We start from the raw sequence: 10,246 nt of genomic DNA, 5'->3' as shown, positions 1-10,246 counted from the left end.
GTAGCTATTCCATAATAGCTACTAGAGGAAGCGTAAAATCTGAGCATGTAGTGATAAGGACTGAGCGAATTTTGCTCCGTTTTTTTTTATTTCAGTTACCCCGCATATCACTCCCACACCTCAAGGAATAAAGTGAAAGCAATATGGATAAGTGGGGATCAACTGTCCGATTGGGTTCCAAGGTCTTTAGGTCATCTCCTTGTGGTAGGGAATAAACAAAATACCATGGATTGAATTACTTTATTATAATAACTAATCCATCAAAAGCTTAAGCAAATCTGCGGTAGAAATATTGCTTAAGCTTAAGGGGACATATTGCCATAGTTTTTAGTTACCAGGAGGACGGTTACGTTTATATTTGTTTTGATTCTTCATTTCATTCAATTCCTGTTTACTTTTATTCTTCGTTTTTGTCTTATCTTTAGCCATTTTTTTACCTCCTTTCGAGTTAGTTTGGCTTAGTTAGTTAAAATCATGTGTATCTTTATAGTTGTTTTGCTAGAAGAGGAATTTATCACGTAATTGGCTACGTAAGTTAATTATATGGATGCATAAAGTTAAGCAACACAGCAGTAAAGGAAATTTGCGATTGTGCTTGAAGAATGCTATAATTCAGAAAAATGGCTATATATGATATACTAAGTTAAGCATGTTTTGTGCCTAGTATGTACTAGTATGTAATGGATGCGAATTATTCCTGGACTGCTGTTAAGCCTTTATCCCGCATATAACTGGCAGTAAGCTCCCACTTTAAGCAATAAAGTGCAACCAATATAGAGAAGTGAGGGGTCAACTGCCAGTAAATGTCCTTTTGGTTCAAGGGCCTTTAAGTCATGCCCTTGTGCTGCTAACCATCAGTGGAAGCTAAAACAACCCCAACTGATTGAAGTTTCATTTAATAGTTCATCTAAAAAATGTAAGGGTTTTCATTATTTTGGCCTAAGTATGGTAGCTTATTGAACAAGCGCTCAATCATTTGATTGATAAAGATAAAGGCTGTTCCATACTGCCCCAAATATTTAATTGCAAAGGGGAGATCGATCCTTGATGAAACCAGAATTAGATACGGTTGAAAAGTGGATGAATACAAAGCCAACAACAATTGATCCATTAATGGAGGTTCATGAAGCGCTAAAGCTCTTAAGAAATTTGAATGAAACGGAGCTTCCAGTTACTCAAGACGGTCATTTGTTAGGGATTTTACGATTGCAGGATATTATTGTCCTAATGAATGAAAAAGGTGATAAATCTCACCAACAGACAGCAAATGTTATGACGAATTCATTCGTGAGGCTAAACAAAGATACAGTACTACAGGATATTCGTGAATTACCAGGCTATATCGTAAGTGATGAAAGTGGAAAGTTAGAAGGGGTTCTTACAGAGAAAGAATTGCTTTTATATCACAAAGAGTTGACTCAAAAGGTGAAAAAAACAGAGGATTTGATGAAATGGTATGAGCTTATTTTTAATACCGCATACGAGGGGTTAACGGTTGTAGATGAGAATGGGGTTATTCAGTTATTTAATGAGGCGTATAGCCGTTATGTTGGAGTTCCTAAGGATGCAGCAGTTGGTCAACATGCGTCTAACGTAATAGATAATACGAGATTACCTGTTGTATTAAAGACGGGTGTACCAGAGCGTAGTCAGGCACATCGCTTACAAGGTCAGGATTTGGTGGTACATCGTATTCCTATTTGGAAGGATAATAAGATAATCGGAGCAGCAGGAATTCTTGTTTACGAAGGGTTAACGGAAATTCAACAAGTTATCCAACGCATGGAACAATTACATAAACGAGATGAACATAATTATCAGCTCAAGCAAGTAAGTAATTTTTTAGATAGTGCCATAAACTTTGAAGATATACTAGGGGATAGCCCAGCTATTTCTAATGCTAAAAAGATTGCCAGGAAAGCTGCCAGTTCCAAGGCTACCGTGCTTATAACTGGTGAAAGTGGTGTAGGAAAGGAGCAGTTTGCTAAGGCTATACATTATGCTGGAGATACGAAAGCCGGAGATTTTATAAGTGTTAATTGTGCTGCTATTCCTGAGGGGTTAATGGAATCGGAATTATTCGGTTATACAAAAGGAGCATTTACTGGAGCCGATAGAGAAGGAAAAGCTGGAAAATTTGAATTAGCGCATAATGGTACTATTTTTTTAGATGAGATAGGCGATATGCCTTTACGGATGCAAGCTAAAATATTACGAGTTCTTCAAGAGAAAAAGGTAGAGAGGGTGGGAGGAAATCAACCAATCCCCTTAAATTTTCGGTTAATCACTGCTACAAATAAAAACTTAACCCAAATGGTACATGATGGTAAATTTCGAGAAGATTTATACTATAGACTTTATGTAATCCCTATCGATATTCCGCCATTAAGAGAACGGAAAAACGATATTCCTATCATAATAGCCCATAAATTACAGCAATTGGCTAAAGTTTATCAGGCAAATGTAAAAACAATTGATCAACAGTTATTGAAGTTGATGTACAAGTATGACTGGCCTGGAAATATTCGTGAGCTTATGAATATTTTAGAGCGATTATTTGTTTTAACAGATGGAGAACATATTTCATTTAATGCATTACCAGAATTTCTTCATATCGAATTACAGAAAGAAGGTACGCTTGCACCTGTTCAAAGTCTAAAAAAAAGAAGAGAACTTTTAGCTGAAGCTTCAAAGGAAGAACAGGAGTTAATTAAACAAACGTTAGAACAAGTAAAGGGGAACAAATCACAGGCAGCTAAATTATTAGGTGTGTCTCGAGCCACCTTATATAATAAAATTTCCCGATATGCATTAGACAAAAATTATAATACATAGGATCACAGGGGGAGTAGCTGTGATCTTTTGTTATAGACTAAGAAATTATAAAATTTGCCAGGTGGATAAATATGGACGTGTTGAGCTGCGTGCAGCTTCAGCACCCAGATAGTAGGCGACTTCACGAATCGCTCTAAGATAAGTTATCACCGACTCACAAGCTCACCGTGATTCCTTTATCTCCGTTGACTTGCTCCAGTCGCTACGTTTCTAATCGCGCACTTACGCTTTGGTTATATATATTAGTTAAAACTGTTAACCAAGTAGGGAGGACTTAATTGTTAATATGTATGTGCAATTGTATAGACATGTAACACTTTTTGCCATTGTTTTTACAGGTAGACACACTGAAAAAGTTGGCATGGAAATTGCATTGTAGAGGTGAAGGGGGAAAGGTACATGGAAAAAACAGAATCAACACATCACCATCCTATATTTCCACATGAATCGTCTAGTAGCTTCGAAAATCATTCAGATGAGGAAGAACTTTTTGCGAAAACAATTGATAAATTTGTATTAGAACAAGTGAACCCAGATATGGAGAAGCTGGAAGCGCATGATTATAAAGTAGCTAGAGAGCTATTTAAGTATGCTGGTGATTTAGGGTTATTAGGTGCGGATGTTCCTGAAGCTTATGGTGGATTAGCAATGGGCAAACGAACTGCTGGACTTATTGCAGAAAAAATGGGATTTGCTGGATCATTTAGTGTATCTTTTAATATTCATTCCGGAGTAGGTACCTTGCCATTTGTTTATTACGGAACGGAAAGTCAAAAGCAAAAATACCTTTCTAGAATCATATCGGGTGAATGGGTAGGCGCCTATGCCTTAACGGAACCAAATGCTGGGTCTGATGCTCTTTCGGCGAATACAACAGCTAAAAAGGTAGCAGACACTACAGATTGGGTATTAAATGGAGAGAAACAATGGATAACTAATGCTCATATTGCAGATGTATATGTTGTATTTGCAAATACTGATCAAGGAATGACGGCATTTATTATCGAAAGATCCACACCAGGAGTAACTATTGGTCCAGAGGAAAAAAAGCTTGGAATTAAGGGTTCTTCCACAGCAACGGTTATTTTAGAAGATGTTCGAATTTCTGAAGATCAAGTATTAGGTGAAATTGGAAAAGGACATCATATCGCATTAAATATTCTAAATCTAGCTAGATTAAAACTCTCCTTCGCAAATATTGGAACCTCAAAGCAGGCTTTGAGAATTGCTATTGGCTATGGCAAAGAGCGTAAACAATTCAAGCAATCAATTATACAATTTGGCATGATTCAAGAAAAAATAGCGAATATGGCTATCGCGATATATGGTGCTGAAAGCTCTGCTTATTACACAGCAGATAGAATAGATCGGTTAGACAAGGAAAACGATGAAAGCGTCTTAAAAAATCTCTCGGCATATGCAATGGACTGTTCAGTGAATAAGGTAGCTGCTTCCGAAGTATTAGACTATGTTGTGGATGAGGCTGTACAAATTCATGGCGGCTATGGGTATATGCAAGAGTATGAGGTAGAACGAATTTATCGTGATGCTAGAATCAATCGAATTTTTGAAGGTACTAATGAAATAAACCGTTTGACGATAGCTAAATCATTTCTCAAAAAGTATAGTCAATTCAAGTCAACGATTGAAGAAGAACTCGTGAATGGTTCAAGCAATAATCTGTTTGTACGTTATGCAAGTAAAATAGTAAACATCATTATGAATGCGCTTTCTAATACGTGCGATTTGCGCAATCTAAACCAAGTATATGCTCGCATTTTAGCGGATTGTGTGAAGGAGCTATACGTTATGAAGGGCTCCCATATAAATTCAGAGGTTATTCAAAAGCATCAGCAATTTAGGAAGAAAATGACTGAAATATTATGTGAAGAAAGCTATTATCGATTGGAGAGCAATGCCATCGTACTCATTTCATCTATTTGTTCTGAGGAGGATAAAGAGCAATTAATTAACGAAATTAACGCATTCCCTGTTATGCATACAAATATAATTACAAAGAAACAAGAAATCGCTAATGAAGTTATTGAGAAAAATGGTTATTTCTTGGGGTAACGTAGTAGATAATTCACGTTGAATCTCTGGTTGTACATTCAAAGGGGAGTGAATCTTCTCTATTTTATAAAGAAATGAGGGATATCATGAATAAAATTGGGTTTATCGGTTTAGGTAATATGGGACTACCAATGTCAAAGGGGTTAATAAGATCAGGATTTCATGTAACGGGGTATGATCTAAGTGAAACAGCGGTCCTTAAATTGAAAGAGCAAGGTGGGGAAATAGCCTCATCTATTTCAGAGGTTGTAGCAAGCAGTGAGCTGATTTTTACAAGCCTACCGTCATCAAAAGCAGTAGAAGAAGTCTACTTAGGTGAAGATGGACTTATTGAGTATAGCGATTCGAGTAAATTATTAGTAGATACTAGCACTGTCGCACCTGAACTTAATCAAAAAATTGCGGAGGCTTGCAAGAAAAAAGAAATTCATTTTCTTGCTGCTCCTGTAAGCGGTGGAGTAATTGGAGCAGAGAATCGAACACTTACTGTGATGGTCGGTGGGCCTACAGAAGTTTATAACCTTGTGCTACCTGTACTCGAGGTACTAGGCGAGAATATTTTCCATGTAGATGAGCAAATAGACAGTGGAACAACTGTTAAATTGATTAATAATCTATTAATTGGTTTTTATACCGCAGGAGTTAGTGAAGCTTTGCATATTGCTAATAAGAAAAACATTGATCTAGACGACTTGTTCTCTATGCTAAATGTTAGCTATGGGCAGAGTAGGATCTATGAACGAAATTACCAAACCTTTATTGCTAGCGACGATTACAAACCAGGATTTTCCTTGAAATTGCTTAGAAAAGATTTGGAGTTTGCGATGGATGTTGCTGATGCGAATCAGTTAGATTTACCAATTAGTAAATCATTACTAGAACTATATAAATCGGTTGAAAAAGAAGGATATGGCGAAAAGGATATGGCTGTACTTTACCAACGGGTAAAAGAACAATCAAGGAAGAAGGAGGCAACAAAATGATTTCTTCGGAAGTGAAAGTGATGAAGAATTATATTGGGAATAAGTGGGTGGAATCGAGTGGACGAGAAATGGTTGATATTCCAAATCCTGCAACAGGAGAAACGATAGCACAAGTAGCATTATCTGAAAAAGAAGATGTTGATCGAGCAGTAGCCGCTGCGAAGGAAGCATATGGGCATTGGTCTACTGTTCCAGTACCAAATCGTGCCCGATATTTATTTCAATATCTTCAACTATTAAAAGAACATAAAGCAGAATTAGCTAAGATTATTACGTTAGAAAATGGAAAGTCATTGCGAGACGCTGAAGGAGAGGTTCAGCGTGGGATAGAGGTTGTAGAGTTAGCGACTTCTACACCTAATTTAATGATGGGAGATGCTCTTCCAAGTATTGCAAAAGGGATAGACGGGTCGATTTGGCGTTATCCTCTTGGAGTTGTTGCTGGTATTACCCCATTCAATTTTCCAATGATGGTACCGCTTTGGATGTATCCTTTAGCAATTGCTTGCGGAAATACTTTTGTATTAAAAACGTCAGAACGTACCCCGATCTTGGCTGAACGACTTGTTGATTTATTTTATCAATCTGGTTTTCCAGAAGGGGTGTTGAATCTTGTTCATGGTGCAAAAGATGTAGTTAATGGTTTATTGGACCACCCGGATATCGAAGCAATTTCCTTTGTTGGTTCAGAGCCAGTGGCGAAACATGTGTATCAAACAGGCACAGCCAACGGCAAGCGTGTTCAAGCACTTGCTGGTGCGAAAAATCATGCCGTTGTTATGCCTGACTGTGACTTAGAGAAAACAGTTCAGGGTGTCATTGGTGCCGCATTCGGCAGTAGTGGGGAACGCTGCATGGCTTGTTCTGTTGTAGCAGTTGTTGATGATATAGCAGATGATTTCCTTGATTTGCTTACTTCAGAAACAAAAAAGTTAAAAGCAGGAGATGGAATGGATGAATCAACTTTTGTTGGCCCAGTTATCCGTGAATCGCATAAGGAAAAAGTAATTAGTTATATCGATTCGGGAGTAGAAGAGGGGGCCGACCTGCTCGTGGATGGTCGCTATATTGAAGAAGAAACACCAGATGGTTATTATGTTGGTGCAACGATTTTTGACCACGTGACGCCGAATATGAAAATATGGCAGGATGAAATTTTTGCACCTGTGTTAAGCGTTGTCCGTGTAAAGGATTTAGAAGCTGGAATAGCATTAACGAACCAATCAAAATTTGCGAATGGGGCGGTTATTTATACATCAAGTGGTAAGTATGCACAAATCTTTCGTGAGAAAATAGATGCTGGAATGGTTGGGGTAAATGTGAATGTGCCAGCACCAATGGCTTTCTTTGCCTTTGCAGGAAACAAGGCGTCTTTCTATGGAGATTTAGGAACCAATGGAAAAGACGGGGTACAATTTTATACAAGAAAAAAAGTAGTAACGGAACGGTGGTTTTAAAAACCTAGGCTGTTAGAAAATTTGTTTTGATTCGGCAGCAAACGTTTAGAACCAGCAAAAGCCGAACGATTCGACTGGGTGGTTCCCCCTCAGTAGTTAGATTTTTTACTCTAATTTTCGGGGTTGTACCAAAACGTTTCGAATGATAGTTCGGCTTTTGCATTAACTATTTTATCAAACTACTAATCTGGTTAATCTATTGTAAAGAATGATTGAACAACCGTTGATGATACATCAGATAATTGTTGATAATGATACTGCGGATTTTTGTCTTTATCAATCACAACGGACCGGACACCTTCGTAAAAATCTTCCGTCTTCAAAAAGTTTTTAGCAAGGATTAAATCTGTCTCCAGGCATTCCTCCAAGGTTTTATTTTGTCCTTTAATAATCTGATTTAAGGTGACTTTAAGGGAAATAGGCGATTTAGTTAACAAGAGTTCTTTGGTACGACTAGCAAATTCACTACCATCTGATTCTAGTGAATTGATAATTTCTTCAACAGTTTCATAAGAGAAATGCTGATCAATTTTAGCTTGCTTAGACGCTAACTCCCCTTCTTGTAAAGAAACTGTTTCACAAGTTTTTAGTAGGTGGTCAAGCCTTGCCATTTTATCTTCCTCTTGATACCAATTCGTTTGCATAATTTGAGTTTCAAGAGAATCTAATTGATCACTGGAAACAGCAGCATCAGCTCCATTGGCATAGAGTATGTCAGTAGCAGTGATAATAGTTGCTGTAAGCGCTAAATACCTTCCGATATAACCTGGAGCTTTATTCAGGAAGTAAGCCGCACCGACATCTGGGAAGAAACTTATATTCATTTCAGGCATTGCCCATTTGCTACGCTCAGTTACAACACGGTGGCTAGCCCCATAGGAAAGTCCTACTCCGCCACCCATAACAATACCGTCTAGAATAGCTAGTATTGGTTTGGAGAAACTAGCAACTAATTGATCGGTTAGGTATTCTTCTTTAAAGAATGTAATCGCTTGTTCATAGCTTTCTTGATTATTCTTGGCTTGATATAATGTTTTAATATCTCCACCAGCACAGAATCCCTTTGGACCTGCTCCCTTCAGAATTACAATACAAATAGTGTCATCTTGCTCCCATGCCGTTAATTTTTTACGAATTGGAACGAGCATTTCATAGTTTAGTGAATTAATAGCTTTTGGGCGGTTTAATGTAATCGTTGCAACGCCATTATGATTTGTTGAAAATAATACTTCTTCTTCCACGCTAACAATCTCCTTTGCTCGATTATTTATGATGAAAGGAAGGTTTCCGTTTTTCAACGAAAGCCTGTACACCTTCTTTGGCATCTTCTGTTAGAAACAGCTCTGCAAATTTTTGCTTTTCTCTTTTTAATCCTTCTTCAAATGGTTCATGAATACCTTTTACAATACTTTGTATTGCTCTAGTAACACTTGCCATACTATTTCCTTCAGTAAAGGAATTTGCAATTGTTAAAGCAGTAGACATCAGTTCTTCCGCAGAAACAGTTACTTGGATAAGACCATGTTTAACAGCCTCTTGACTAGCTATATGTTTTCCGGAAAGAATTAAGTCTAGTGCAGTAGCCATATTTGTAATTCTAGCAAGTCGTTGTGTTCCTCCGAATGATGGTATTAATCCTAATTTTACTTCTGGTAGCCCGAGTTTTGCTTCATTAACGGCAATGCGAAAATGACAGCCCATTGCTAATTCTAAACCTCCACCAAGTGCTGGCCCATTAATGGCAGCAATTACCGGCTTTTTTAGTTGCTCGATGTCATTACAAAGTTGTTGACCTAACTCTGACATCTGTATTCCTCTGTCGTAATCTCCCATAGCAGGTACAAATTCTTTGATATCTGCACCGGCAGCAAAAAATTTACCAGAACCAGTTAAAATGACAGCGTGTACATTTTCTGCATCGGCTAATTGCTTAAAAGCTGATCGTAATTCTCCAATAGTTGTAGTAGATAATGCGTTAGCCGGTGGATTATTCAGCTCTACCACGGCTATATTGCTGTTATAAGTTATTTTAATGTACTTGAATTCCATCGTAAATACCCCCTATATTTCATTTCCCTTTCATAATTATGTAGCAAAAAGTATGCCAATTTATAAGTAGCAAAGAAAAGGGGAAACGAATTTGCAAACTGTATACATGTATATACATGTATATACATGTATACAAAAGATGTAGTCTTACACAAGATTTTAACGTACTTCCGAAAGAAGTCTCCATCTTCAAGCTTGTGAAGGGCGTAGCCCAATGGTAAGGGGGAGATGAATTTCGGTTGGGCGACATCCCAAAGGCTTTTTTCCTTTTTTGCTCAACATGGTATAATCAGTCTTATAAAGTATAAGGATTGATATAAAAATGAAATTAGACAGTAATAATCATTCAGTGTTCTTGATGTATTACCATCTTGTGTTTGTTGTGAAGTATCGAAGGAAAGTAATAGATGATACCATTTTCAGACTATGCTAAAGATCAGTTTGTGTCGTTGAGTGGAAAATATAATATCACATTAGTCGAATGGAACCACGATATTGACCATATTCATATTTTGTTCAGAGCACAACCCAACAGTGAATGATCGTAATTCATCAATGCCTATAAAAGTGCCAGTCCAAGACTTATCAAGAGGGATTTTCCTCATGTTCGTAAAAAGTTATGGAAAGAAATGTTTTGGTCAAGAAGTTTTTGTTTGTTGACGACTGCGGTTCGCCTATTGAAGTAGTAAAACAAAGGATAAAGTGAGGTGATTTGATATGGCTAAACAAAATAAAGCGTACAAGTTTAGAGTGTATCCAACAGATGAACAGGCTTTGGTTATACGTAAAACCTTCGGTTGCGTTCGCTTTGTCTATAACAAAATGTTAGCAGAACGAAAAGAAACGTAT

7 protein-coding genes and 1 pseudogene are annotated in these 10,246 nt (G+C 37.4%); 6 read left to right on the top strand and 2 right to left on the bottom strand.

The window, feature by feature from the left end:
• Positions 1–1,047: 1,047 nt before the first annotated feature.
• The 4 genes from Q1A47_RS18675 to Q1A47_RS18660 all read left to right on the top strand — a co-directional run bounded on the left by Q1A47_RS18675 (position 1,048) and on the right by Q1A47_RS18660 (position 7,348).
• Positions 1,048–2,835 carry a sigma-54-dependent Fis family transcriptional regulator gene (locus Q1A47_RS18675; protein ID WP_226983669.1) on the top strand — a complete coding sequence of 596 codons (1,788 nt, stop codon included), beginning with the start codon at positions 1,048–1,050 and terminating at the stop codon, positions 2,833–2,835.
• Positions 2,836–3,234: 399 nt separating this feature from the next.
• The gene (locus Q1A47_RS18670) at positions 3,235–4,908 is read left to right on the top strand and encodes an acyl-CoA dehydrogenase family protein (protein ID WP_026682952.1); all 1,674 of its coding nucleotides are present in this window, start codon (positions 3,235–3,237) and stop codon (positions 4,906–4,908) included.
• Positions 4,909–4,994: 86 nt separating this feature from the next.
• Positions 4,995–5,891, top strand: a complete 897-nt coding sequence (locus tag Q1A47_RS18665) for an NAD(P)-dependent oxidoreductase (RefSeq protein ID WP_026682951.1) — start codon at positions 4,995–4,997, stop codon at positions 5,889–5,891.
• Positions 5,888–7,348: a CoA-acylating methylmalonate-semialdehyde dehydrogenase gene (locus tag Q1A47_RS18660; RefSeq protein ID WP_026682950.1), complete on the top strand. Its 1,461-nt coding sequence runs from the start codon at positions 5,888–5,890 to the stop codon at positions 7,346–7,348. The genes Q1A47_RS18665 and Q1A47_RS18660 overlap by 4 nt, the downstream gene beginning before the upstream one ends.
• A 191-nt stretch (positions 7,349–7,539) precedes the next feature.
• Here the strand turns inward: Q1A47_RS18660 and Q1A47_RS18655 are convergent, their stop codons facing one another.
• The gene (locus tag Q1A47_RS18655; RefSeq protein WP_166530243.1) at positions 7,540–8,589 is read right to left on the bottom strand and encodes an enoyl-CoA hydratase/isomerase family protein; all 1,050 of its coding nucleotides are present in this window, start codon (positions 8,587–8,589) and stop codon (positions 7,540–7,542) included.
• A 22-nt stretch (positions 8,590–8,611) separates the two neighbouring features.
• Positions 8,612–9,397 carry an enoyl-CoA hydratase-related protein gene (locus tag Q1A47_RS18650; protein WP_026682948.1) on the bottom strand — a complete coding sequence of 262 codons (786 nt, stop codon included), beginning with the start codon at positions 9,395–9,397 and terminating at the stop codon, positions 8,612–8,614.
• 322 nt (positions 9,398–9,719) lie between these two features.
• Here Q1A47_RS18650 and tnpA point away from each other — a divergent pair.
• Both tnpA and Q1A47_RS18640 read left to right on the top strand, forming a co-directional pair.
• A pseudogene (tnpA, locus tag Q1A47_RS18645) lies at positions 9,720–10,103 on the top strand (IS200/IS605 family transposase).
• A gap of 11 nt (positions 10,104–10,114) precedes the next feature.
• Positions 10,115–10,246, top strand: a 132-nt coding sequence (locus tag Q1A47_RS18640; protein ID WP_299632673.1) for a helix-turn-helix domain-containing protein, incomplete at its 3' end; no start/stop codon positions are given.

It is taken from the genome of uncultured Virgibacillus sp., assembly GCF_947495635.1.
GTDB classification, from domain to species: Bacteria; Bacillota; Bacilli; order Bacillales; family Amphibacillaceae; genus Virgibacillus; species Virgibacillus salarius.
Note: the sequence above shows the minus strand (reverse complement) of the source record. Positions and strands in the feature narration are given on the sequence as shown.